At 61.5% G+C, this 25,398-nt stretch carries 21 protein-coding genes; 8 read left to right on the forward strand and 13 right to left on the reverse strand.

Annotation, left to right across the window (positions count from 1 at the left end; all coding sequences use genetic code 11):
* Nucleotides 1–95: 95 nt before the first annotated feature.
* The gene (locus OCL88_RS16740; protein ID WP_264963235.1) at nucleotides 96–1,031 is read right to left on the reverse strand and encodes a hypothetical protein; all 936 of its coding nucleotides are present in this window, start codon (nucleotides 1,029–1,031) and stop codon (nucleotides 96–98) included.
* 120 nt (nucleotides 1,032–1,151) lie between these two features.
* Nucleotides 1,152–1,727: a phosphoribosylglycinamide formyltransferase gene (gene purN, locus OCL88_RS16745; protein WP_264963236.1), complete on the reverse strand. Its 576-nt coding sequence runs from the start codon at nucleotides 1,725–1,727 to the stop codon at nucleotides 1,152–1,154.
* 11 nt (nucleotides 1,728–1,738) lie between these two features.
* Here purN and OCL88_RS16750 point away from each other — a divergent pair, with 11 nt between their 5' ends.
* Nucleotides 1,739–2,188, forward strand: a complete 450-nt coding sequence (locus tag OCL88_RS16750; RefSeq protein WP_031217079.1) for a hypothetical protein — start codon at nucleotides 1,739–1,741, stop codon at nucleotides 2,186–2,188.
* Between the two features lie 30 nt (nucleotides 2,189–2,218).
* On the opposite strand, the gene OCL88_RS16755 is transcribed toward OCL88_RS16750, so the two are convergent.
* From OCL88_RS16755 to OCL88_RS16770, 4 genes are all read right to left on the reverse strand, one after another.
* Complete coding sequence (locus tag OCL88_RS16755; RefSeq protein ID WP_062095618.1) at nucleotides 2,219–3,550, reverse strand: DUF6350 family protein; 1,332 nt, start codon at nucleotides 3,548–3,550, stop codon at nucleotides 2,219–2,221.
* 493 nt (nucleotides 3,551–4,043) lie between these two features.
* On the reverse strand, nucleotides 4,044–4,421 hold the full coding sequence (locus OCL88_RS16760; RefSeq protein WP_062095616.1) for a hypothetical protein: 378 nt from the start codon (nucleotides 4,419–4,421) through the stop codon (nucleotides 4,044–4,046).
* Complete coding sequence (locus OCL88_RS16765) at nucleotides 4,418–4,858, reverse strand: J domain-containing protein (protein WP_264963237.1); 441 nt, start codon at nucleotides 4,856–4,858, stop codon at nucleotides 4,418–4,420. The genes OCL88_RS16760 and OCL88_RS16765 overlap by 4 nt, the downstream gene beginning before the upstream one ends.
* Before the next feature lie 236 nt (nucleotides 4,859–5,094).
* Nucleotides 5,095–5,520: an Hsp20/alpha crystallin family protein gene (locus OCL88_RS16770; protein WP_062095613.1), complete on the reverse strand. Its 426-nt coding sequence runs from the start codon at nucleotides 5,518–5,520 to the stop codon at nucleotides 5,095–5,097.
* 145 nt (nucleotides 5,521–5,665) lie between these two features.
* Here OCL88_RS16770 and OCL88_RS16775 point away from each other — a divergent pair, with 145 nt between their 5' ends.
* The gene (locus OCL88_RS16775; RefSeq protein WP_207604993.1) at nucleotides 5,666–6,118 is read left to right on the forward strand and encodes a MerR family transcriptional regulator; all 453 of its coding nucleotides are present in this window, start codon (nucleotides 5,666–5,668) and stop codon (nucleotides 6,116–6,118) included.
* A 59-nt stretch (nucleotides 6,119–6,177) separates the two neighbouring features.
* Here the strand turns inward: OCL88_RS16775 and OCL88_RS16780 are convergent, their stop codons facing one another.
* The 5 genes from OCL88_RS16780 to OCL88_RS16800 form a co-directional block, all read right to left on the reverse strand.
* Nucleotides 6,178–7,998 carry an FG-GAP-like repeat-containing protein gene (locus tag OCL88_RS16780; RefSeq protein WP_264963238.1) on the reverse strand — a complete coding sequence of 607 codons (1,821 nt, stop codon included), beginning with the start codon at nucleotides 7,996–7,998 and terminating at the stop codon, nucleotides 6,178–6,180.
* 288 nt (nucleotides 7,999–8,286) lie between these two features.
* A complete protein-coding gene (locus tag OCL88_RS16785) occupies nucleotides 8,287–9,546 on the reverse strand; it encodes a plasmid pRiA4b ORF-3 family protein (RefSeq protein ID WP_207604995.1) in 1,260 nt (419 codons plus the stop codon).
* A 336-nt stretch (nucleotides 9,547–9,882) separates the two neighbouring features.
* On the reverse strand, nucleotides 9,883–11,133 hold the full coding sequence (locus tag OCL88_RS16790) for an APC family permease (RefSeq protein WP_264963239.1): 1,251 nt from the start codon (nucleotides 11,131–11,133) through the stop codon (nucleotides 9,883–9,885).
* Nucleotides 11,134–11,152: 19 nt separating this feature from the next.
* On the reverse strand, nucleotides 11,153–13,717 hold the full coding sequence (locus OCL88_RS16795) for a LuxR C-terminal-related transcriptional regulator (RefSeq protein WP_264963240.1): 2,565 nt from the start codon (nucleotides 13,715–13,717) through the stop codon (nucleotides 11,153–11,155).
* A 399-nt stretch (nucleotides 13,718–14,116) separates the two neighbouring features.
* Nucleotides 14,117–14,320 carry a cold-shock protein gene (locus OCL88_RS16800; RefSeq protein ID WP_021472668.1) on the reverse strand — a complete coding sequence of 68 codons (204 nt, stop codon included), beginning with the start codon at nucleotides 14,318–14,320 and terminating at the stop codon, nucleotides 14,117–14,119.
* 288 nt (nucleotides 14,321–14,608) lie between these two features.
* Between OCL88_RS16800 and OCL88_RS16805 the strand changes: the two genes are divergently transcribed.
* The 6 genes from OCL88_RS16805 to OCL88_RS16830 are packed head-to-tail and all read left to right on the forward strand — an operon-like array spanning nucleotide 14,609 to nucleotide 22,635.
* A complete protein-coding gene (locus OCL88_RS16805) occupies nucleotides 14,609–16,063 on the forward strand; it encodes a DUF3375 domain-containing protein (protein WP_264963241.1) in 1,455 nt (484 codons plus the stop codon).
* Nucleotides 16,060–16,650 carry a DUF4194 domain-containing protein gene (locus OCL88_RS16810; RefSeq protein ID WP_069694843.1) on the forward strand — a complete coding sequence of 197 codons (591 nt, stop codon included), beginning with the start codon at nucleotides 16,060–16,062 and terminating at the stop codon, nucleotides 16,648–16,650. The genes OCL88_RS16805 and OCL88_RS16810 overlap by 4 nt, the downstream gene beginning before the upstream one ends.
* 2 nt (nucleotides 16,651–16,652) lie before the next feature.
* On the forward strand, nucleotides 16,653–20,078 hold the full coding sequence (locus OCL88_RS16815; protein WP_264963244.1) for an ATP-binding protein: 3,426 nt from the start codon (nucleotides 16,653–16,655) through the stop codon (nucleotides 20,076–20,078).
* Nucleotides 20,068–21,324, forward strand: a complete 1,257-nt coding sequence (locus tag OCL88_RS16820) for a Wadjet anti-phage system protein JetD domain-containing protein (RefSeq protein WP_264963245.1) — start codon at nucleotides 20,068–20,070, stop codon at nucleotides 21,322–21,324. The genes OCL88_RS16815 and OCL88_RS16820 overlap by 11 nt, the downstream gene beginning before the upstream one ends.
* A gap of 59 nt (nucleotides 21,325–21,383) precedes the next feature.
* Entirely contained in the window at nucleotides 21,384–21,710 is a 327-nt protein-coding gene (locus tag OCL88_RS16825) for a TfoX/Sxy family protein (RefSeq protein ID WP_069694845.1), read from the forward strand.
* 55 nt (nucleotides 21,711–21,765) lie between these two features.
* Nucleotides 21,766–22,635 (forward strand): SDR family NAD(P)-dependent oxidoreductase, encoded by an 870-nt coding sequence (locus OCL88_RS16830; protein WP_264963246.1) that lies wholly within the window; start codon nucleotides 21,766–21,768, stop codon nucleotides 22,633–22,635.
* Nucleotides 22,636–22,651: 16 nt separating this feature from the next.
* Here the strand turns inward: OCL88_RS16830 and OCL88_RS16835 are convergent, their stop codons facing one another.
* Complete coding sequence (locus tag OCL88_RS16835) at nucleotides 22,652–23,377, reverse strand: ABC transporter ATP-binding protein (protein WP_264963247.1); 726 nt, start codon at nucleotides 23,375–23,377, stop codon at nucleotides 22,652–22,654.
* A gap of 5 nt (nucleotides 23,378–23,382) precedes the next feature.
* The gene (locus OCL88_RS16840) at nucleotides 23,383–25,344 is read right to left on the reverse strand and encodes a hypothetical protein (RefSeq protein WP_264963248.1); all 1,962 of its coding nucleotides are present in this window, start codon (nucleotides 25,342–25,344) and stop codon (nucleotides 23,383–23,385) included.
* Between the last annotated feature and the right edge of the window lie 54 nt (nucleotides 25,345–25,398).

A 25,398-nucleotide genomic window follows, 5' to 3' on the forward strand; every position in this document is an offset into this window, starting at 1 on the left:
GCACACTTTCCCCACTCCATGGGGCGCCGACGGCGCGGAACCGCTAGGTCGCATTTGTGCGCGTTTAGAGCTCTCTAAACGCGCACTGCTGCGACCTAGATGGGTGACCAGCCGTGTTGCTCGAGCGCGCGCCTGACCTTCCGAACAGCGGTTGTCGCGTCAGTGGTCATGTGGCGCTTTGAGATGCGGACCAGGATCCACCCTGCTCGGGCGAAGTCTTCCTGCTTCTCGATATCCCGCACGATTTGTTCCGGCTCGGAATGGCCTTCCCCCTCATAGTCGACTGCCACGCGCCACTCGCGGAAACTCAGGTCCGGTTGACGTTCGACGCCGGGACTCAGTTCCGTGCGCACGTTGGCTTCCGCTGTGGGCAGCCCAGCCCGCCCCAGGGCCAGCCTCAGTCGCGTTTCCGGCGCGGAGTCAGCACCGATGCACGCTTGCTCCAAAGCCAAGCGGGCCTTGCGGATTCCGGGTGTCCCCCAATGGCGATCCAGCATTTCTTCCAGTTCATCGGGAGTGCAATACGGTGCCGTACGCCCCTCAAACTCCGGCCGCGGAATGCGGAGCAGGTGATCTGCAACCACCGTGATCTCGTCAATGTCCATTTTGCGAGTGCAGTCCAACCACGTGCGCGGTCTGCTGGTGATGTACAGGCCGTTGAAGCTGGTGATTTCGTCGTCGAAGAACTGGCCCCGATGCCCCACAACACCTCGACGGCGAGGGATCGCCATCGGCTCCGGTCGGGAGATGTGGATGACAGGCTCATTGCTGCCCGGCAGGAAGCCCGGGAACTCCCACAGCAGGAAGGCCGTGGCGTGTGAAGCTGCGGAGAATGCCGTGACCTGGGTGAGGGGCCGGGCCATGTCTGCCAACGAGTGGTCGGCTCCGGATCCGGGCACTCGAACCGCCCTGCTGGGTGAGGCCAGGCTGTGGTGACTGAGCCGCCGTCGTGATACTCCCGCCCGGGCGGCTTCTTGCCACGTGAACGGTGTTGATGACAGCGGATCGGGCAGGGCACTTGGTGTCTTCATGCCCCATGCTGACAAATATCAGAGTGCCGCCGCCCGGTTATCCACAGCCCGTGGCCCTTAGGCGAAATGTAGGTCGCAGCACAGCGCGTTCTGGGCGTTCAAAACGCGCACAAATGCGACCTAGTTGGGGGAAGGGGCGGCGGCCAGGTCCGCGAGGGTCTGCACCAGGAGGCGGCGTTCCACTACCTTGATGCGTTCGTGCAGGGTTTCCTCGGTGTCGTCCGGCTGGATCACCACAGCCTCCTGCGCAATGATCGGGCCCGTATCCACCCCGGCGTCGGCCCAGTGCACAGTGCAGCCCGTGACCTTCACGCCGTAAGCCATGGCGTCGCGGACCCCGTGGGCGCCCGGGAAGGACGGCAGCAGCGCGGGGTGGGTGTTGACGTATTTGCCGTCGAAGGCGTCGATGAAGTCGGCACTCACAATGCGCATGAAGCCCGAGGACACCACGACGTCCGGTTTGTAGGAAAGGACCTTGTCGCGCAGGGCGGCGTCCCACTCCTCGCGGGTTTCGAAGGAATTGAAGTTCACCACGAACGTCTCGATCCCGGCCTCGTCGGAGCGTTCCACGCCGTAGGTGTCCGGACGGTCAGCGCCGACGGCAGCGATCTCCACGTCCAGTTCACCCGACTTCACGGCGTCGATGACAGCCTGGAGGTTGGAGCCAGTACCGGACACGAGGACAACAATGCGCATTGCACTAGCTTATGGGCGGCTCGCGTAGGCTGGAAAACATGAATCCCGACGTCGGTCCCCGGCCGAGCCCGCAGCCCGGCCCCGAGGCGCAAAAGTCCGCACTTGGCGTGACGCAGATCCTGTTCCGCGCGTTCCTGTTGTCGGCCCTGGGATCGTTCTTTGTGTTCTCGCTGAACGTCAATTACGTGTGGCTCAGTGCCATCCTGACCCTCGCCGGCATTGTCCTGGGGATCGTCGTCCTGGTCCGTGCCGTGAAGTACAAGCATTCCAAGTTGGTGTTGTTCGGGACCATTTCCGGGTTGGTTGTCTCGGCGATCATGTGCCTGCTGATCCTGACTACTGCCCTGTTCTTCAAGCACGTCACAACGTACCAGGACTGCACGCGGTCGGCGCTGACGGAGACCGCGAAGTCGCAGTGCTTGTCCGAGTTGGAAAAATCGATGCCGGGCGCGTTGCGCTAGCTTCCATCCGCTGAGCGGACGCCGGGCGGCTTAGGCGTGTTCGTCGTCGAGCGCTGGCTCGTCCAGGTTCGCTTCGCGCAGCTTCTGGCTGCGTTCCAGCCACGGCCCCACTGCGTAGCCGATCACGACGCCGATGCCCACCTCGGCTGCCACCCAGACTGCCGTCCACAGCGGGTTGGGGCCAATTTCCGTGAGCCGGCCAATCCCGGCCGAGCCGCGGGCGATCCACGCCAGCGCACCGCTGAGCGCCCCCGCAACTACGCCGATGAACGCACCAAGGAACAGGGTTGAAGCGGCGGCCGTGAACCACCGGGCTTTGATCTTGATGGACAGCCACTCGTCAAAGTGGTTCTCGCCCTCACGGAGGAACCACCAGCCGGCCAGGATGCCGGCCACCACGGGGAGGGCGAGGGCCATGCCGCCGAGGTCGAGCTGGCCCGCGGGAAGCGCACCGAAGATGGGTACAGCAGGCAGGGGTCCGACGGCGGATCCCAAAGGTCCGACGGTGGAGCCCACGCCGAGCGAGAAGCCTGCGCCGGAGGACCATGCGAGGGTGAAGATCACCAGGTTCGGCAGGAACCCGAGCTGCGCAATGGTCAATACGGCGCCGCCCAGGGCACCGGCTTTCAGTCCTTCATAAACGGCGATGATGTCCGTCCAATGCCACACGATGTCCACGGCAAGGAGCAGGGCTGCCAAGGAGACAGCGGCCATGGTCGCCACGAACCCGGCCTTCAACGCAGAGCCGACGTACGACCCTGCCCAGCGTGAATGCTGGCTGGTCTTGGCCAGCCACGCGACGGCGTCGACGCCGATGAGGCGGCTCCACGAACCGGCCTCACGCCGGGCGCCGAGCACCATGCCCAGGCCGAAGGAAATCAACGGGATGGTCATCGCCAACCACAGGTTGATGACCACGTCCGGGGTGCGGCACACGAAGCCCGTTGCGGTCCCGAAGGCGGCATAAACCACGGACGCGCCAAGGAACGCCTGCCAGAGCTGGTCGGTGTAGGAGGCGCGGGCAAGCCTGCGGCCGGCACGCCATGCCAGAAGAAAAGGAATGAGCGTCAACCCGAGCGGAATCAGGGACAGCATTCCCGAGCCGGGCTGGGCTGCAGTCCCAAGGTTCACCTGCGCCAGATGAAGGGGAACGCCATGGATCAGGAGCCAGGCTTGCCCGGCCAAGCGAGCCAAAGCATCGACGTTCCGGTTTTGGAATCCGTCCGTGGCCCACACTCCCACCAGGGGAAGAACCACAACGATGGCCGAGAGGATTGCTGCCTGCCCCGCTTCCAGACCACCCTGCAGCCAAAGGGGCATCGGGAGGCCACGGTTTCCGGTCTGATCAGCGCGCAGTTTCATCGTGATCTATCGTGCCACGGGGCTCCCCGCTCCCCCGGCAGGCACTCGGCGGAACCCCCATTTTCCGTGCAATTTGGGCATCAAGGCCGTAAAATTGGAAAAGGCGTCACAGACTTCAGAAGGCCCGGAAAAAGTCGAAGCCGGGAACTAGGAGCGGCCAATGAATAAGTGTCACAACTGATAACAGAACGTCGTACTAGCAGCTGGTGCAACCACCTACGGATACTCTCCAGGTTGCACCAGCCTTCTTTTTGCTTCTTACCCTCGCCGCGAGGAGTTAGATCTCGGCACTTAGACGGGCGTTAAGCCCCGAGAACTCACCCCTCGGCGGGGGCAGTACGACGGCGGCGACCTGGTTCCGGCGCCACGGCACCCCACCTTCCCCGAGGGGTTAGCTTTCGGCACTTAGACGGGCGCTAAGCCCCGAGAACTCACCCCTCGGTGAGCAAAGCACGACGGCGGCGAACTGGTTCCGGCGCCACGGCACCGAGCGTCACGGCTGGGGTCCGTAGATGAACTCCTTCGCGTGGTTCACTGCCTTCTTGAACGCATCGTTTCGCAGCGAGACCTGCTCCCGTGAAGCACCGGCAACGGGCTCAACGAATGTGGTGGGCCCCGGGCGGAGGATCCAAATGTCCCCGGAGGGCGGCAGATAGAAGACTCCGAACGAACGATGTTGGGGGTCATCCGTCCAGATCGGGACCACCGCCACCGCAGCTCCGGTATCCACGTTGATCCATTGCGCGCGAGGCATGGGCTGCTCGTGGACCTCGGGATCCAGGAATGGTGCAGTTCCCTTCCCCCAGCGTTGCTCGAAGCGCTCGTAGAACGCTGGGATCAGGTGGCTGTCGTACGAACGCCAAGCACTCATGTGCGTCTCCTTGGTGTTGAGTGGCCGCGAAGGGGTGCCCATCGGGTGGGTCCGAAGATCAGGGGCTCGCTGCGGTCGGGCCCGCTTGCAGACGGAGCATGCCTGGGGCCCTCCCCCGCAGCGTCCGGTTCCTTTGCCGCCGTCGTGCGGTGAATCCGGACCTTGACCGGCGTTCCAGCGCCGATGCCGGGCGACCCGGAACGTGCGCGGTCGTACTCGTGCCTCCGAGTTGCGTCCGACAACACGACGTATGCCTGCATGATGGCGTGGAGGCGGTGGAGGTCGGACGCCTCGGAGGCACCGCCGTCGTGGTCCGCCTGTCGGGTGTCCGGGTGGTGCCGGCGCAGCAGCGAGCGGTAAGCATGGGTGATCTCGCGTGCCGACGCGGTTGGCGCGACACCGAGGATCGCGTAGTAGTCAGGTTGGCTGTTCCCCAAGGCCGGTTCCGTGAAGTTGCTGTGGACTGGGCGATGGCCCCCGGGCGAACTTTGCAGTTCGGACGGGGGCCATCCTTTCGGGAGGCAACGTCGGGGGCCGTGTTTCCTCTGCGCAACAAGCGCTATGGCGTGGCGCGAAGCCTGCGCCCATTTTTCCGATGCGGCCGGTCTGATGCTCCCGCTTGCGCGCTCCGTCAGTGGCCACCCCCGGGGAGGCCCCGGCGGAGCGGGTTCGATTATGCGTTGATCTCTTGGCGCTGTTGTCCGTTGGCCGTGATCTCGATGCGCCGCGGCTTAGCCTTCTCGGCAACAGGGATACGGAGCGTCAGGACGCCGGCGTCGTAGCTGGCCTTGACGCCGTCGGTGTCCAGGGTGTCGCCGAGAATGAGTTGCCTGCTGAAGACGCCTTGGGGGCGTTCAGCCGCAAGCATCTCGGTATCCTCGCCGGCGAGTGACTTGCGTTCGGCCTTGACGGTCAGGACGTTGCGTTCGACGTCCAGCTCAATCGACTCGGGGCTTACACCAGGCAGGTCGAGAGCGACGATGAATTCTTCACCCTCTTGCCATGCATCCATCGGCATGCCGGCCGGGCGTGCTGTTGTGCCAAAAACCTGTTGTGCGAGCCTGTCGAATTCGCGGAACGGGTCAGTGCGCATCAGCATTGTGGTTCTCACTCCTTCAGATCTTTGATGCGATTCTGTTGTGTTTCCAACCCTTCCAGATCTGTGGTGGTTGGTATAGATTTTTTATAGCACCGGCATGAGAGTGGTGCAAGTGGTTTCTCAAGAGATTTTTGGAGTGAACTTGATGGCTGGTTTACAGGGGCCTTCGGAGGAGTACGACGGCGGTGGGCCGGGTGCCGGGGGCACTTCGGGCGGGGGGTCCGCACCGGACGGCAGCCCGGGTTCGCGGGACGACCAGGGTGTCTATGCCATCTCCGTAGCGGCCGAGCTGGTGGGCACAGGGCATCAGAACCTGCGGCTGTATGAGCGCAAGGGCCTTCTCACGCCGGAAAGGACCGACGGCGGCACCCGCCGCTACAGCGAACGGAACCTGAAGACGCTGCGGCGGATCGGGGCGCTCCTTGATGAGGGACTGAACCTGGCCGGTGTGAAGCTGGTGCTGGAACTCGAGGAAGAGAACCGCGGATTGGTGGAAGACAACCGTGGGCTCTCGGAAGACAACCGCGAGCTGCGTGCTGACAACAAAGGGCTGCGTGCGGATCTAAAGAAGGCGCGGGGCTCAGCCCGCGAGGGGTGAGATCTCGGCATTTAGCCACATCGATAGCGCCGGGATCTCACCCCTCGCGCGTATGGGTCCTACAGAATTGCCGTCATTCCGTTCCACCCCGTGCCCACCCGGGTCGCTGACGGCCATGCCGTTCCCCCGGCGCCGGAGTACAGCCACAACTCGCCAGAAGGGTTGCGTGCAAGGATGTCGGCCCGTCCGTCGCCGTCGAAATCACCGGGTCCAGTCAAAGAGTTCATGACGTTCCAGCCCTGGCCGATCGTCTGACGTGGAAGCCATCCGCCGATACCGTTCGGCGGGTAGAGCCACAGAGCGCCGGAGCTGTCGCGGGCAGCGAGGTCAGTGACGCCGTCGCCGTTGAAGTCCGCTACGCCGGTGAGTTCGGACATGCCGTTCCAGCCCGACCCGATCCACATCCGCGGAAGCCAGCCGCCACGCCCGTCTCCGCGATACAGCCACAAGGTCCCGCTGGCATCGCGTGCTGCAACGTCAGCGAAACCGCCACCGTAGAACGAACCGATTCCGACAATCTCGGTCATAGCGTTCCATCCCTGACCTACGGCAACCCGCGGAAGCCACCCACCCGATCCATTGCCCGGATACAGCCAAAGCACCCCGGCACTGTCACGAGCCAGGACATCGGGCAAAGAGTCACCGTTGAAGTCGCCCGGCGACACTAAGGCCGTCATCACGTTCCAGCCAACGCCAACCTGAACGCGGGGAAGCCATCCACCTGTCCCGTTGCCTGGATACAGCCAAAGCACCCCGGCACCATCCCGAGCCAGGACGTCAGAGTGCGCGTCGCCGTTGAAGTCGTTCTTGACCGGAGCAGCAACGTCCGGATCGATGATGGACACCGACGAACTGTTGTGGTTAGCCACATACACCTGGCCCGTGGCTGCGTTCACGGCAGCGTCTATCGGCTCCTGTCCCGTAAAAACCGAACTCACCCGAAGCGTGTCGCCGTCCACCACCATCACTCCCCTGCCGGACAGGATCGCGTACGCCTTGTTGGTGCCCGGGCTGACCACTACGTCCCGAATGCGCGATGCAGTCCTGAGTTGGGCGACCTGCTTCTTCGTCACGCCATCAATGACCTGGACGAAGCCGTCGATGGAGGTGCTGTCCCCAGCCACGTAGACGGTGTTCGTCTCCGGATTTACAGCAAGCTGACCGACGAACGTGGCGGAAGGGATGGTATCCGTGACCGTGTCTGTAGCGCCGTCGATCACGTGAACCCCGGCCCCGTAGCGTCCAACCGTGGTGAAGTAGATCTTATTCGTCTTGACGTTTACTGCGAGCGCCAGGATGCCTCCGGCGCCGATGTTAATGGAAGACGTCACCGTTCCGCCAGTACCCAGAACCTGGATTGTTCCGCCGGACAGGACGTACACCTTGCCGGTAGCAGGGTTCACCACGATGTCCTGCGCTCCCCCGGCGAGCGGCACTGACGATGTGGCAAGGGTGGAACCATCTATGATGGTCACCCCGCTCTTCACCCCGACGTAGATCTTGTTCGTCACCGGGTTGACCGAGACCACACCGGGCGACGAGCCAACAGGCACGGATGTTACTGCTCGGGAAACGCCGTCCACCACCGCAACCGTTCCGCCGGTCTCACTGACGTAGATCTTGTTCGTCGCCTCGTTCACGGCAACGTCTACGGGTCGGTCTCCCTGGTACAGAATCCCCGCTGACGCCGCACCCTCCAGCACGGAAACTCCATAGTCCGTGGCTACATAGTCCTTACCGGTCACGGAGTTCACGGCCACTGCTGATGGCTTAGTGCCGACGGGAACTACGTCAGTAACCGCGTCCGCGATGGCCGGCGAACCTATCAGCCCCAGGGAACCAACCAGCGCCAGCCCAAGTCCGACGGCGACAGACCGCACCGCCGCTGGGCGCCGCCGTCGTCTGTGACTAAGCGCGCGTAATCCAGCCCCGACTGCACTCATTGAAAAGACCCCCAGCATCAGGAACGCCCCAGCGCGTCCGTAGACCGTGAGTCTATCGCCGGCCTGTGACAAAAAGGAGAACCTGCTGTTTACCTACTCTTCCTTTCCAGGGCATCTGTTCGAAGGCAGCCGGCCAACCGTCGGGACGAGCGTTGAAACCGTGGGGACGGGCAGCACGTTGGGCGGTGAATCGGGTCAAGCAGAATCCTTGCCGATTCAGCCGCGTCAGCGTTGGCTGGCATCCAAGCGTTGCTGCACGTCCAGCAAGAACTTGATGCCGGCGTCGGATAGCTTCGGCTCTGGGCCTTCCCACATGCGGGAGCCCCAGAGAGCCAACAGGCCAAGGGGCCGCCGTACGTCTAAATAGAGATCGCGGGCCAGGTTCAACGGGATGCCGCCGTTGCCGTCCTTCATGACAAAGCCGCGAAAAGTAAGCTCGGAGCGGACCACCTCGTCGATCGTCTTCCAGTCTGGTTCTGTTCCAGTGAGCTCCCAATGAACAAGAAGCCTCATCACCACATCGTCCGCAGGTGTGCCCGGGGACGCAAGCCGGTCCGCCACGAAATCCCAGAGCGCCGAGGGGTCCTGCACCACACCACGGCCCAGAGGAGTGAGCAGCAGCTTGTTCTTGCTCTTCCGCAGCAGCTTCCAGCGTTGCAGCTGTCCCCGGAGGTCCATGACATGGGGGATGTTGACCTCGTTGCGGCCGGACCCGAACCAATCGTCGTCCCAGTTGAGTTCAGTCATCATCCGCTTGATGATCGCCGGTTTAAGCCATCCTGCCGATGTGAGGTCCAGCCCGTCCGGAGCGGCTTCCCGCAAAAGCCAGAGGACGGGTGCAAGGACCTCGTTCCTGTCTTCCGGCGTGGGTGGCTTTGCCCAAAGCCTGCGCGCAAGTCGATCCAGCGCCGTATTCACGCCCTCCAGGTCAAAGGCGGATGCGTCGAAGCCGGTGGCTTTCTCCCCGGTCACCGTTTCGAACCAGGAAACGGCATCCCGATGTTCAGGATGGTTCGGATCCCCTAGTACGCGGACTACGTTGGCGTATCCGTGCACACCGCCGGAATCTTCCACCGGCCCGCGCATCGCGCCGCCAGTGCAGAGGAAGGTATCTGCCGGAAGCTCTGCTGCCCCGATGACATCGATCTGGTGAGTCCAGCTGTCACCGAAATCGTACTCGTACTCGAATGCCGACTCACCAGGCGAAGCCGGGTTGAACAGCTCAATTAGCCCGACCTCTCCCGCGGATTCAGCACCTTCCGGGGAGTCATCGTCGAGCACCCCTATGGCTCGCCGCCTTCCGCTGGGCTCCGTTCCGTAAAAGACGTAAAGGTGTGCGTTGTTCCAGCCGAACGCCGCTTGGATCGCCTCGTGCAGATCTTCAAGGGTTGCGCTCTCCGGGAGTACCAGCTGCCGCCAGATAGCCGGTTCAGTGTCGCTGATTGTGATGCGCAGTTCGACGGCGGGTACCGGGGTGTCAGTCATACGGCCATTCTGCCAGCCGGGTCCAATCAGGCCGCCAAAACATAGCCGCACCACCACCTAGGAAACATCCTCAAGCACCTATTTTTGCCGACAGCCAAGGAGAAATGGCCCAAATAGCTATAGTTCCACCCCAAAAAGCCATAGTTCCACCACCTAGGAAAATCGAACCGACACCTAGGCCCAAAAACTGCCCTTACTCTCGGAGTGTGCTTCCGGAACGGGAGACCCGGTGTCCGGCGGGAACCCCCATCCGTTCCAGGCGTAGGGAGCACAAAGCACGGCTCCATCGTTCCTAACCCCACGGTGGAGCCGTGCCCCACCTAACGCGTGCCCCACCTACCGAGTCCGCAGCCGCACCGTCCGGTACACGATGCCGACGACGAACATGGCCACGCCCAGCGCCACAGACAGCGGCGGCAGCGTAGCAACCAGAGCGACGCACGCAGCCGCACCCAAAACCTGCAGCACCTTCGGATACCGTCGGTCCGCGTAGGGCTGCGTAAACGCGGCAATGTTAGCCACCAGGTAATACAGCAGCACCCCGAACGACGAGAACCCGATGGCCCCTCGAAGATCCGCCACGACTATGACCAGGCAGATCACGACGGCGATGGTGAGTTCGGCCCGGTGAGGAACCTTATACCGGGGATGAACGGCGGCGAGGGCGTGCGGAAGATCGTACTCGCGTGCCATGGCAAGACTCGTTCGCCCCAAGCCGGCAATGAGTGCCAACAGCGCGCCGAGCGACGCAACGGCAGCCCCGATGCGCACCACCGGCGATGCCCACGCCAAGGTCCCGCTCTCGACGGCGGCCGCCAACGGCGTCGGGTTACCGGCAACGCCGTCGGGCCCCAGTGCTGAAAGCACGGTCACGGCGATCACCGCGTAAACAACAACGGTAATGCCCAGCGCAATGATGATCGCCCGTGGGATGGTCCGCCGCGGCTCCATGACTTCCTCGCCCATGGTCGCGATCCGCGCATACCCGGCAAAAGCAAAGAACAGCAAACCGGCCGACTGCAGTATCCCGTACCAACCGTGCGCCAGCAGCCCTTCCCCCAGCACGTTGTCGAGCGCCAGCCCGTTCCCGCCCCAGCACGCTGCAACAGCGATCGCCAAGGCACCCAGTACGGCAATGACGAGGATCCGCGTCAGGCCCGCTGTCCGCGTCACCCCGTGGTAGTTCACTGCCGTGAGAAGTACGACGGCGGCAATCGCCACCGGCCGCTCCCAACCGGGCGGCGCGGCATAGGCGGCGAAGGTCATTGCCATGGCGGCAGCGCTGGCGGTCTTGCCGATGACGAATCCCCAACCTGCCAGGAAGCCCGGCCACGGACCGAGTCGCTCGCGCCCGTACACGTAGGTGCCACCCGACGTCGGATACGCAGCGGCCAATTGAGCTGAGGACGTAGCGTTGCAGAACGCCACGAAGGCGGCAACCACCAAGCCCACCAACAGGCCCGAACCGGCGGCCGCGGCTGCCGGAGTGAACGCCGCGAACACCCCGGCGCCAATCATGGATCCGAGGCCAATCAAGGAAGCGTCGAAAGTACCGAGTCTGCGGGTCAGCGCGGGCGGGTTGTTCACCCAGCCAGCCTATCGAGGGTCACTTGGGCGGAAACGTATTGCCCACCAGGATGAACAAACTTGTCCTGGACGTTGCCCCCGTCTTCCGGAGGGCATTGGAGATGTGGTTCTCCACTGTGCGTGCGCTGATCCTCAGCCGCTCCCCGATCTCCACGTTGGACAGGTACCCGGCAAGCGCAGCCACCTCGATTTCCCGTTCGGTCAGCGAGCTGGCCTCAAAGGTGTTGAACGCCAGCTGTTCGTTGGCACTGGGGAACCTGGCGGCAAATGATGACGATGCCTTGGCCAACGCTTCGGCTGCGACGTTGTCGCCTTCCACCACGCGCCGTTTGAGGGCGCTCCTGAGGAGCATGCCGATTTGGTAGACGTCCGCGTCGGGCCCGTAGTGCTTCAGGAGAAGGCCAAGGAGCTGGTGGTCGCCTTCCACCACAGCAGCGGCAATCGCCATGAACGGGTCATGAACAGTGACACCGCTTCCTCGGAGGATCCTTTGCAGCAGATCCAACACCTGGCGTCCGGGGACCAGGCAAGTGAACAGCAGGGCGGCCATCATCGCTTCCAGCGCGTAGCCGCTCCTCAGCTGCCGCTTGATGAGTCTGCTGGCCTGCCGATCGAACACCGCGGGCTGCTGGTTCTCCTTGGCGATGAGGACGTAGACGCCCTTTCCCACCCCGGGCAACGGCCCGACATCGGGCACTCCCGCCCGCGCCTGCGCGGCGATGGACACGGTAGCCGTTGTGGTGGTGGTCGCTTGCCGCAGGCCGGCGAGCCGAAGCATGGCGTCGTAGAGAATGTCCACCACGAACCCCGGCCGTCCCATGGCAAAGACGCTGCTCATGAGGTACTCCGCTTCGTCAAAGTGTCCGCTGTAAAGCAACCCGTGGGCGGCGACGTAGCTGCTGGTCACCACTCCGAACTGGTCGAGGTTCTTCCGGGCCTCGCCACGCCAGTCAAGCGCGAAGACCAGCGATTCGTCGATCCTGCCCGCCGCGAAAAGTCCGAAGCCCTTGATGAATGGCCGCAGATGCGGGAATAGTTCGTCATCCTCTGCTGCATCAACAATTCGGAGTGCTTCAAGCGGCCTGCCCCTGTACAGCTCCACCAACGCCTGGGTGAGGACCTCGAGTGTTCCGGGCTTCTCCTCGGAACTTTCCGCATATGGCGAGCTTCCCGCGTCCGGCTGCGGCACACGGCCGTGGGAGGCGCTGAGGAACTGGATGGCCGCGTTGGCTTCTGCTTTCTGCTCCGGATGCGCTTCGGCAAACTGCTGCAAAACCTCGACGGCGGCACTCAACCCGCCCGCCTGGATCGCTAGGAGGGCCTTCGTGATGGTGAGGAAGAGCAGGTCCGAGGGGTCGGCGTCGTGCGTTGATGTTTCTTCGAGGACGCGCGCGGCGCGAACCGGGTCCACCGGGGCGCCCCAGTAAACACGGAGCAGGGCTGCTGCATTCGCGGCGGTCTTGTTGATTTCCCATCGTTCGAAGCGCGACCGTTCGCGGACGGCGCTGTGATCGTGGAAGTGCCTTGCCGTGACGGCATCGTCGTTGCCACGTTCCGAGCGCAACGCCGAAAGCACCCGAGTGAGGCAGTCCGCGGTGGTGGCTTCGATTCCAGGTACCTGTGGTGTGGAGTCGAGCATGCCCGCGATCTTGGTTCTCAACATGTGCCGGTCTCGAAGAGTGCGCCTGCCCCGGAAGTAGTCCACGATCACCGGTGGGCTGATGGCCGCAATAGTGCCGTTATGGTGGTCGTCCATGATGGAGAGGAAGCCCTGGCGCTCAAGGCTGTCCAAAGCATCCGCGGACACGATCTTCTGCAGGACATCGATGCGGGCCGTTCCGAGGATAGCCATGCTGTGCAGGGCGTTGACGTCCTCGGGCGGGAGCTCTGCCAAAAGCGCTTCGACAGTTCCGCGAAGGTGGTCGTTCCACAGTGACGTCCCGGACATCTGCCACGACCCATCGCGCCGGACAAGCAGGTTGCTCAGGGATGCTGTTTCCGCGATCCGCACGACGAGCCTCGGGTTGCCGCCCGACTTGGTGAGGATTCTCGCGGTGGTGTCGATATCGGCGGGACCTCCAAGCACGCGCGCTACGAGCGCGTGGACCTGCTCGTAATGCAGCGGATCCAGTTGAAGGATTGCTTCCCGACCTTGGTTGAGGACCGCCAGCTCTCCGCGAGTGAAGGCGTGCGTTTCCGGTGCCGTGGCGATCATCGGGGCGGCCGATTGTTGCCGGACTGCTTCCAGGACGGCTAATGACTCGTTGTCCAGTAAGTGAATGTCGTCCACAAGCAGCAGATGTTTGCCGGCTTTCGCGAGCTGGCTTGCCAAAACATCCGCGAGGTCCAGCACTCCGCTCCGGCCAGGTCGCATCTCCATCCCGAGACCTTTGACCGCGGCGTACGGAATGGCCCGGTGGGTCCTCAAGCCCGTGACCGCGTGGATGGTGAACCCGGTCTTCTCCAAGTTGAACACCGCACTGGAGGCCACTGTTGTTTTCCCACTGCCCGGGGCACCTACGATGCGTACGCCGATGCCATGCCCCACGTAGTCGAGGATGCGCTGAACTTCTGTATCGAACACCCGATCCAACCTTCTGTTTCCCACCATCACCGGCACGCGGCTCACCCCGGAGACTAAGCCCGAAAATCGGGACTAGGGGTCCAAAAGAACCCTGCACAGGCCGATTGGGCCGCAAACACGGTCTGTTTGAGCCGAATTAGGTGGTGGTTGGAATCCTCTAGGTGGTGGAAGCGTGGCTTCAGTTGGCTGTTGTGAGTGTTCGGGCAGATCATCAGTACCCCTTGCGTATCGGCTTGTGGCTACCAACGCTATGGGGTTCCGGAAACGAATTACATGTATGCAATTCGCTATGTGGATATGTGTTCTAGCTGGTTAAGGCACAGTAGTACATATATACGATGAGGACGACAAAAAGCAGGGCCGGTCATGAGACCGGCCCTGCTTTGAGTTATCCGAAGACTAGATAGCCTGGATGTTCACTGCCTGGGGACCCTTGGGGCCCTGCTCGACGTCGAAGGAAACCTTCTGGTTCTCTTCGAGGGAGCGGTAGCCCGAGGAGTTGATTGCAGAGTAGTGAGCGAAAACGTCCTGGCTGCCATCTTCCGGGGAGATGAAGCCGAAGCCCTTTTCAGCGTTAAACCACTTGACGGTACCTGTAGCCATAATTTCAGTCCTTACTGAAGGTGGAGATGCTTCCCGACTTTCGGGTCTCCGGGTGTGGGGTGTTCTCCACCGTTACTTCAGTAGACCGCGATCCAAAGGACCCCGGGGACTGCCTGAACTACGAAATGCCAAACACAACAACACCGTCAAGTCTACAGACTTCTGTGGGGATAGCTAGTGCTGGAGCAGATTAATCAATCCGATGGGGGTTGGAGCAAGAAGAAACTGTCAGTGATCTGGCTTAGCCTTTGAAGCAGGAACCCTGTCCAAGGCAAGAAGGACCAACTGTTGAAGGGCCAGATGGACTACTACGCGATCAACGCGCTGCGCGAAAAGCATGCAGGCTGGGCATTGCTTCGAGCCCAAAACGCGCCCCTCGCCCTGCACTTCTTCATGTCCGCCTTCACGGACCCCAATCAGCGGAACGTCGGGCGCCAACAGCTGATTGACGTTCTGGACGACGTCTTGTTCGGCGTACGGGAAACCTATGGGGAGGAGAAGTTTCCCCGCAACGCCTCGGAGTACCTGGATGACTGGGCCGCGTCTGAGCGCGCTTGGCTGCGAAAATACTACGTCCAAGGCGAAGACGAACCGCATTACGACCTTACTCCGGCGGCTGAAGATGTGGTGCGCTGGGTTGAGAGCCTCAAAGGCCGCGAGTTTGTGGCCACCCAATCGAGGCTGACAAGCATCTTTGCCGTGTTGAAGACCCTCGTACAGCAGTCAGAGACAGACCCGGACGTGCGATTGGCTGAACTTCAACAGCAACGGAACCAGATTGATGCCGAGATGCACCGGATTCGTGAGGGAGACCTCAAAGTCATGACTGCACCGGAGGCCTTGGACCACTTCCAACAGCTCACCACCCTGGCAAAGGACCTGCTCTCCGACTTCCGCGAAGTCGAGCAGAACTTCCGGAAACTGGACAGACAGGTCCGTGAGCAGATTGCTACGTGGGACGGCAGCCAAGGAGAACTCCTGGACTCAATCTTCGCCAACCAGCAAGACATCGGAAGCTCGCTCCAAGGCCGCACTTTCCAGGGTTTCTGGGACTACCTCATGTCTCCGCAGCTGAGGAGAGAACTCAACGACCTCCTCCACAGGGCTACCCGGATCGAAGCTTTGGCCCGGATGGATAACCTCCACACCATCACCAACCTCCACCAGGATTGGCTACCCGCAGTGGAGCAAACACAGGCCACGGTTAGACAGCTCTCGCAACAGATGCGACGCCTCCTGGACGACAAAGTCTTCCTCGAGAACAAACGCATCATGCAACTTATCCGAAGCATCGAGGCGAACGCGCTGGACCAACGGGACCAGCCGCCGTCGAACTTTGCCATGGAGATTGAAGCGTCCTCCGTGGACGTCGCCTTACCGTTCGAGCGGCCTCTTTACGAGCCGGGCAGCCGCGTGATGGTGATGGATGATGTTGTTACCGCAGATGATCAGGATCTGGATGCGAGCGCGCTGTTCAGTCAGTTTCATGTGGACCGTGAGCGCCTGAAGTCCAATATCGAAAGTGTCCTCGAGGAGGAGAACCAGGCGACGCTGGCGGACATCACGGCGGCCCATCCGTTGTCCCAAGGGCTCGCGGAGATTGTGGCGTACTACCAGCTCGCTGCGGAGTCGGACTGGGCCAGCATCAACCCCGAAACTACGCAGCGCCTCCATTGGACTTTGGAGGATGGCAGCGTCCGGGCAGCAGTCATCGATCAGATCATTTTTGTGAGGCCGGCATGAATACTGCAAGCGAAACGTCCAGTCCGGAAGAGTTGCCGGGAATCGTGACCAAGCTGTTCAAGGGTGTGGTCTACGCGGAGACTGACGAGAAGGTCTGGCAATCGTTGCTCGCCTTGACGTCCCACGTGCGCGATTATGTGGCAGTACTGGGGCTGAACCTGATTCTGGACGAATCCGAGGGCTACGCTTTTCTGAGGTCCCGGGAGGATCCCGAAGGCACGCTCCCCCGGCTTATTCCGCGCAGGCAGCTTACTTTCGATGTGAGTTTGCTGCTTGTTCTACTCAGGAAACGGTTGTTGGAGTTCGATACCAACAGCAGTGAACTCCGGTTGATCATGACGGAGGAGGAGCTAAAGGACATGGTCGCAGTGTTCCTGCCGGAGTCCAGTAACGAGGCCAGGATTCTGGACCGGCTAGGCACCAACATCAAGAAGGTGGTGGAGCTCGGCTTCTTGAGGAAGCTCCGCGGCGAAACGGGGACTTACGAGGTAGCGCGTATCTTGAAGGCGTACGTTGATGCTCAGTGGCTGGAAGAGTTCGACGCGCGGCTGGCCGACTACCGTGAATCACTCACCGGAAGCAAATAACCATGAGCACTGACGTTCAGGACAGCCTCTTTACTCTCGAGGAGCCCGACGAGGAACCCTCCGACGAACAAGCGAACGACGGCGGCCTTCCGCCCGGGTTCCGACTCCACCGTTTGGAGCTGCTCAACTGGGGCACCTTCCACGGCGGTGTGCGCACGTTCCGTCTGGACGGGGCCAACAGCCTTCTGACAGGCGACATTGGCTCCGGAAAGTCAACGGTAGTCGATGCAATCACCACGCTCCTGCTTCCTGCCAACCGGATTGAGTACAACAAGGCGGCAGGGGCTCAGAAGCGTGAACGGACCCTAATGTCTTATGTGCGGGGCTTCCATAAGAGCACGCGCAGTACGGGCGGCGAGTACTCGAAGCCGGTTGCCTTGCGAGCGCCCGGCACGCTCACTGTTGTCCTTGGGGTCTTCCATAACGCCGTCATGGACAAGACCATCACGCTGGGCATCACCCTCTGGACCATGCAGGAGGCTGGACAGCCCACACGCTTCTATTCCCTTGCCGAGGGCGAGCAATCCATCGCGGAAGACTTCTCCAACTTCGGGCAGGACCCCGCCAAGTTGAAGAAGAAGCTCCGCGCCGCGGGCGTCTCTGTCTACGACACTTTTGATCCCTATGCCGCGGCTTTTAAACGCCACTTTGGCATCAGCGGCAACCAGGCAATGGAGCTGTTCCACCGCACTGTTTCCATGAAGCAGGTAGAGAACATCACCCACTTCGTGCGCACCAACATGCTGGAAGACGATGACGTCCAGACACGTATCAACAAGCTGATCAGCCATTTTGACGATCTGAAGAAAGCGCACGAGGCTGTGGTCCGGGCTAGAGACCAGATCGAGCTTTTGAAACCGATCCGCGATGGCGCCGCCACCCACCGGAAGCTCAGTTCTGAAGAAAACCAGGCCCGCCGGCAACGCGACCAGCTGCATCCCTGGTTCACCGACCAGCAACTTACGTTAAGCCTCGAACATCAGGAGGAGCTGGAGCGGACTGGTCAGAAGCTTCGCGAAGACAGCGCCCAGCTGGCCTCGGACATGGCCCGGCTCCGGCACGAGCTCGCGATTGTCCAGGAGGACATCCGTACAAGCGGTGGTGGCAGGCTCGCCGCGATTGACGCGGAGGTCTCCCGACTTGAGGAGTCGGCCAAGAAGCAACGCAACCGTTTCGAGGATTACGCGGCTGCCGCCGTCGAGCTTGGACTCCATGCCCCCGAAGACCGCGTGCTCTTCGACGCGAACCGGGCCCGGCTGGGCGAGGTGGAGGGAAACCTCGCGTCCAAGGCGGCCAAGCTGCAGGAGCAGCGCACGGCGTTGCATTCAGAGCTCAACGCGCTCGCCGCCCGACGGGACGATCTGGATGCCGAGCTTGCCAGCCTTGGCTCCCGCCCCACCTTGCTGGAACGCCCGCAACTTGAGCTCCGGCGTCGTATCTGTGAGGGCACTGGCATTGCCGAGTCCACGCTCCCCTACGCAGCGGAGCTGCTGCGTGTCCGCGAAGGCGAGGCCGAGTGGGAGGGTGCTGCCGAACGCACGCTGCGGAGCCTTGCGCTGTCCCTGCTGGTGTCAACGGAGCACTACGCGGCTGTTGCCTCGTGGGTGGATGCCAATGATCTCAAAGGGAGACTGGTGTACCGGAAGGTGGGTGACTCCTATTCATCGCGGCCGCCCGCACCTGGGACTTTGGGGGCGAAGATCGCGATCAAGCAGGGCACGCCCTTCCGGGATTTCCTGTTGGACGAGCTCAGCGCGCGGTTCGATTACATGTGCTGCGACACCATGGATGAGTTCCGTCGGTATCCCAAGGCCCTGACGATCAACGGTCAGATAAAGGGCGCCCGGGGGCGGCATGAGAAGGACGACCGCAAGGGCCTCATGGACCGGCGCACCTTCGTGCTCGGCTGGGACAACCACGACAAGATCGTCCGCATCAGGGCCGAGCGTGACCACATCGATGGCAAGCACCGCAGTGTCGGCACCCAGTTGGCGAAGGTAGACGCCGGGCTCGGTGACATGGGACGGATGCGGCAGTTGCTGGGCAACGTCGGTTCCGTGGCTGAGTTTTCCGACATCGCCTGGCAGCTGACCGCCCGCAGGGTTCAGGAGCTCAAGGATGAGAAGCTCGAGCTTCAGTCGGCCAGCAGTGTGTTGCAGCAACTGACTGTTAAGGAATCGGAGGTGTCCGTCCGCATCGAGCGATTGCAGGAGCGCTCGGATAGGGTTCAGCAGAGGCTCGGTGGCAATGAAAATGCTGCCCGGGAAATCGCTGCAGCTATTGAGGAATGCCGCCTGACGCTCACGGAACAACCGCTAACGGACGACGGCGATGTGCTGGCGGCGGTAGCGCGGCTCACCGCCGAGGCCTTGGGTGATAAAGCGCTGACCTACCGCAACACTGGCCCGGCCGAGAGCTCGGTCCGGTCCAGTCTGACCGCAAGGATCGATGCTCTGACGAAACGGATCGCGACAGCGAGTGCCACCACGATCCGGCTCATGGCTGATTTCCGTAACAAGTACCCCAACGAAACAACGGACATCGACGCGACGTTGGAGGCGGCCGAAGAGTTCAATCGGCTGCTTGGGCAGCTGGAGCGTGATGACCTGCCGAGATTCGAGGCACGGTTCAAGGACTCGCTGACGCAGAACACCATCCACGAGGTGGTTGCGTTCAACGCGTTCCTGGACAGCCGGCGGCAGGACATCGTGAACCGCATCAGCGAGATCAACCAGTCGCTTGCGGAGATCCAATACAACCCGGGCCGTCATATCCAACTGGAGCACCAAAGCTCTTTAGATCTTGATGTGAGGCAGTTCGGGATTGACTTGCGTGCCTGCTCCGAGGGCACCATCGGCGACGACGAGCAGTACTCGGAGCAGAAGTATCTGCAGGTTGAACGTCTGATCGAACGCTTCCGGGGTCGCGAGGGATTCACCAGTCTTGACGAACGCTGGACGGCCAAGGTTACTGACGTGCGGAACTGGTTTACCTTTTCAGCTTCCGAAAGGTGGACGGAGACCGGCGAGGAATTTGAGCACTTCACCGATTCGGGCGGCAAGTCCGGTGGCCAGAAGGAAAAGCTCGCGTACACCATCCTGGCGGCGGCGTTGGCGTTCCAGTTTGGGCTCGCGGCCGGGAAGGGAGCTGCGCGGGGAGGCGGTTCCGGGAAGGGCCGGAGTTTCCGGTTCGTGGTGATCGACGAGGCTTTCGGTCGTGGCTCCGACGAGTCCGCACGGTACGGCATGGAGCTGTTCCAACGCATGAAGCTCCAGCTGCTGATCGTGACCCCACTGCAGAAGATCAATGTCATCGAGCCGTTTGTGGCACACGTGGGCTTTGTTGCAAACACCAACGGCAACGATTCCCAACTTCGGAACATGACCATCACTGAGTACCGTGAGGAACGGGAGCGGCGTGCCGGGTAAGTCAGCTGCTTCCCGGTGGACCTCGTTGGCTGACTTGCGAGCGCTGTCTGCAACCGCGTGGGATCGGGGGCAGCTCCTGCGGGAAGCTATTGATCCAAGCGGGGTTTATCCACGCCGCCGGGTGTTGAAGCGCCCATCGGCTACCGAACTGCGCGATGACTACGCGGCCGCCCGCGACTGGGCAGCCAGGCTCTTCGCCGCAGAGGGTCCGTTCAGTTTGGAAACCGCCGACGTCGGCCGCACCACTATCGGTTCAAACCGCCTTCCCGCTGTGGCTGTGTTTGCTTCTGTGGAGGACGAGATTGAGTTCGCCGGCAAACAGCGGGAAACGAAGCAGTTTCTGTCCTTGGCCGCCGAGCTGGGCGGCTTGGACCCGGCGCTCCAGGCCTGGGCGGCGAAACGTCCGAAGCACTTGCTGGTTCTAGGTCAAGACGCTTTGCTCGCTGCCCGGGTGGCGCTCTGGCTTAGGGATCACCCCTCCCCCTCCGTTTATGTGAGGCAGTTGCGTCTGCCCGGCGTGCACACCAAATTCATCGAGGCCCACCGCAGGACAATTGACGAGATGGTGGAGGCGCTGAGGCCCGTCCTGGCAGAAACATTGCCTCTGGACGACGATTCAGATGCGGCAGACCCGGGCCTTGACGACTCTGTCCTTGGCACGCCGATAGCCCGCACTCCCGCAGCTCGTTTCGCGGAGCGCCACGGCTTCCTCCATCAGCCTGAGCAGGTGCGTTTCCGGCTATTGGACCCGTCCATACCGCTGCTCGGTGATGCGCGGGACATTACGGTGACAGCCTCGGCCTTTGAATCGCTCCGGCTCCCGGTCACCCATGTGATCATCACTGAGAACCTCGTAAACTTCCTTGCTTTGCAAGAGCGGCACGGGACACTCGCCATCTTCGGTAAGGGCTACGGTTTCTCATCATTGAGGGACGCTGCATGGTTGCAGTCCTGTCAGGTTCTCTACTGGGGTGACTTGGACACTCACGGCTTCCGCATCTTGGACCAGCTCAGATCCGTGCACCCGCATGTGTCCAGCGTGCTCATGGATGAAGCGACTCTCCTGGCGCACCGGGAGGCGTGGAGCATGGAGGCGTCGCCTTCGCGTGCTGCGTTGACACGCCTGACTCCTGACGAAGCCCTCGTGTATGAGGCGCTCCAGGCCGGGACCTATGGCGACGGGGTCCGCTTGGAACAGGAGCTGATTGCGTGGGAGTGGGCGCTGGCGCGGCTGGAGTCTGACTGACTTATCCTGGCCGTAATTGCCGCACCCCATTAGTTCCTCACGACGCAGGAGTTCAAATTATGCAGATGCCCGAGCCCTCAGAGGAAGACAAGGAACCGATGTTCGGCAACCTGGGTGCGTTCGTGAACGGCAACATGTTCGCAGGCCTATTCGGCCCCACAATCGGCGTGAAGCTTTCCGACGCTGACAGGGCCGCACTGGAAGCTGAAGAAGTAACCCAACCCTTCGGGCCGGAGGAACGGCCCATGGGCGGCTACGTCGGCTTGCCCGAAGCATGGAACAGCGATGCTGCACAGGCTGAGCCGTGGGTGGCACGTGCCTTCGCCCATGTGGCAGAGTTCCCGCCCAAGGCGCCTAAAGCCAAGGCGAACAAGCCAAAAAAGTAGGCTCCCCCACCAACGCACTCTCGCCAAACACGACCGGAAGTGCTGTGATCGAGCTATGTCCTCCATGACCGGACGAACAGCACTTATGACCGGTTCCACCAGCGGCCTTGGCAAGGCCATCGCGACTGCGCTGGCCCGAGAAGGAGGGACCGTCGTCGTGGTTGGACGTTCAGCATCGCGCGCTGAGGACGCGATCCGCGAGATTCGTGCCAAAGTCCCAAATGCAGCGCTGGAGCCGCTTGCATGCGACCTGTCGAGCCAAGCCTCGATCCGGCAAGCGGTGGACGAGCTCCATTCCCGCCACCAGAAGCTGAACGTACTGGTGAACGCCGCCGGCGTGTTCCGCAAGGAGCGCCAGGTGACGCCGGACGGCCTGGAAGTCACGTTCGCCACCAACGTGATGGGCTATTTCCTGCTGACCAATCTGCTCACAGACGCGCTCAAGCGCGCGAGCGCCGAGGACGCTTGGACGTCCCGCGTGGTGAATATTGCGTCGAAGTATTCGGGTGGGCCCCAAGTCACCAAGATCGACTTTGAGGATTTGCAGAGCGCCAAGGGCAACTACAGCTACACGCGCGCGACACCACCAACGATGCTCGGACGCGTTCTGTTGACGCAGGAGTTCGCGGAGCGCCTTCGCGGGTCCAACGTGGTGGTGAATGCCGTGCACCCGGGCCTGGTCAAGAACACGGGGCTTCTACAGGACGTGGGTGGACCGTTCCGCTGGCTGACGAACACCTTCGGCAAGCCCGCGGAGGAAGCCGCGGATACGCCCGTGTGGCTGGCGACGTCGCCGGAGACATCGGCGGTGTCTGGCAAGCTGTGGGCGAAGCGTAAGGAGCTGCCCACTCCAGGCATGGGTTCCGACCCGGCTGCACGGAGGCGGCTGTGGGAGGAATGCACAAGGTTGGCGAAGATTCTGTAGTTTCAAGAGTGGCGAGTTATCGCTTGCTCTCCGCTGTATCGGGGAAAGATCTTAATGCTTGACTCATGGCAGGAGATGAGAAGCCTGATGGCTCGGGGCTTGGCTGTCCACCGAGCAGGATGAGATCGTCGCCAGCGGCCATGAGATCCTCGTCGTGTGTGGCTACGACGACGGTCGCACCCCGACGGGCCTCCTCAATGAGAAAGTTGATGACTAGTTCACGGTTTTTTCGATCGAGTGAGGCAGTCGGTTCATCTGCGAGCACCACGTCGGCGCCCCGGAACATCGCTCGCGCCAACCCGACGCGCTGTTTCTCGCCGCCACTGAGTCGAGCAGTCTGCTCCTTCCCACGACCCGATAGCAAAACGTGGCTGAGGATCTGGTCAACACGTTCGCGGTCAGGCTGCCGTAAACCAAATAGTCCGCGTCGACCGACCGTTACGTTGTACTCCACGCTTGCTTCCTCTATAAGTCCGTAGTCTTGGAACACGAATGCGACATGGTCCCGCCAAAAACGGCGGCGGCGGGCGTCATTCCATTTTGTGGCGTCCTGTCCACCGACTACAACGCTGCCAGCATCGGTGCGACTCAACAGTCCAAGGACGTTCAGGAGAGTTGTTTTTCCGCTGCCGCTCTTGCCTGCCAGAACGAGCATCCGTCCTGGTTCGGCGTGTGCGGTAGCAGACTTCAGGACGGGCTTGCCGTCAATGACAACCGAAACTCCTTCGGCATGTAATTGCATATGACCTATCCTCTTCGTGCGAGCGTAGTGCGGAATGTTGTGGCCGCAGCCCATTGATGAATGAGCCATGTAAGGCCCATATATGCAAAGGGGGCAGTGGCGGAAATCCAGACAATAGACGGAGATATCGCCGCAAACGACATGGCCATCACCGCCCCGAATAGAAGCGCAGAACCTGCTTCCCACATCATTCTTGACTGAAGAATGGACCTCCACGATATACCCGCGGTGTGTTGAACAAACCAGCGGCGGCGTCGCAGAAGTGCGAAGATCCAAGCAGTTACGGCCAGGCACATGACTAGCGCTAGCACTGCAAGTGCAATCGCTGCGGCAGCGAGTTGAGCGTTGCGCTGTTTGGACTGTGCATCGTAAAGGCCCAGATCTGCGATTCTGTCGATCGACAGGATCTCCGAGCTTATTCCTCGCTGCTCTACTAGCGCTTTTAACTGTTCCGGATCAGTGAACACAATATTTCCCCTGCTCATGGCTGAAGCCAGGAAGGCGTCGTCGAACTGGGTGAGATCATTTACTGAGATGATCAGAGGCCGCTGATTCGTGTCCAGCGTTCCCGCCATGCCTCCTGACACAGCGATCGGGGCCTCACCGGTGTTGCTGTAGAAGCGAACATCCGGTGCGTTTCTCGACGTGCTCCACAGCTCCAGATTCGGTAGAAGTTGACCACGGATCGAATCAGGCAGTTCTTGAACTGAATGGACAGCACTGACAAGTTCCCAGGTGGCTCCGCCCGCACGATTGACGGTATCAAGGAAGGGTTCCCCTGTAAGGACGACGCTGTCGAAGCCGAGATCTTCAAGATCTTTTCCAGCCGCTTCATCTACTAAGTTGACCGTGTCGGAGCTCAATGACATGGAGAACATTGCGGCGTCCCGCCTCACAAGATCCCTGATGAGACCGGCGAACGCCGCATTTTCGGCGTCCCCCAAGCGGTTCGCCACACGGACAGTTACGCTGTCCCCCATAGATTCCCATAGCGCGCCCTGAGCGGTAGCAGCGGAAGCATTTGTCACCACACCCGCCGCTGTGGGCACGATTGCGGCCACGATGACTACGGCAGCTACTTTCAGGACTTCGCTGATCACCCACGAACCTCGCTCAGAAGGTCTTCTGGCCGCAATATCACGCACAGTGGGCAGGGAGAGCATCCCCATGATCAGGGCAACAGCGACGGCGAAGGCTGTGACCGCACCAGTAAACAGCATGAGTGTCGAGATGAAGAATCCCGCTCGACCAAACCCGGTGACTATTATGCCTAGGACGGAAATCGCGAAGGTTGCCACAACAGGCACGGCTAACGCTCCGAATAGCGAACGAAGGTCCGTTAAGACGACGGTTGATAGGCGCATACCGGCCAAGACCCGCAACTCTCGGCCGTGAGCACGCAGAACGTACCAGGACATGACGATCGCTCCCAGCAACAGTATTGCTGCTGACATCGGCACCCATGCTCCAACTGTCAGGAGTGCATACGTGAGCAAGCCAACTGTTGTTTTTTCCTTCAGGGCAGCGTCGGCTCCTAGCTCGCTCTTCGCCCAAGTTTGGAAGGATTTCGCTTGAGAATCGCTCCCCTTTATTGCGTATACGCCGTTCAGGGATGTGAAGCCAAGCTCGCTGGACTTGGCGACTGTTCCGCTCATCGTTGGGGAGAACCAATCAATCTCCGTATCTCGGATTCCTCCGGAGCCGAACACAAATGCAAGTCGTTTGTCCAAAAAGTCATCTGGGGCGCTTGCCACTCTAATTATGCCGACGCCAGCAGAGTCAGCGTATTGGTCCAGTGAGGCAATGACTTCACCACGCGGCATTGGACTGTTGTCGAAACGCATTGACGCCACATAGTCAGCGTCCGGCAAACCGTCCAGATCCGCCGCAGCCGAATAGACACCGGCAACCAAAGCAATCAGTGCTGCGATTGCCACAGCGGCAAAACGGACAAGTATTTTCAACATTTTTCATCCTATAACCTTTGCACTGCACCGCTTCGAAGCGGTGCAGCGCAAAGG

The organism is Paenarthrobacter sp. PAE-2, assembly GCF_026013155.1.
Taxonomy (GTDB): Bacteria; Actinomycetota; Actinomycetes; order Actinomycetales; family Micrococcaceae; genus Arthrobacter; species Arthrobacter ureafaciens.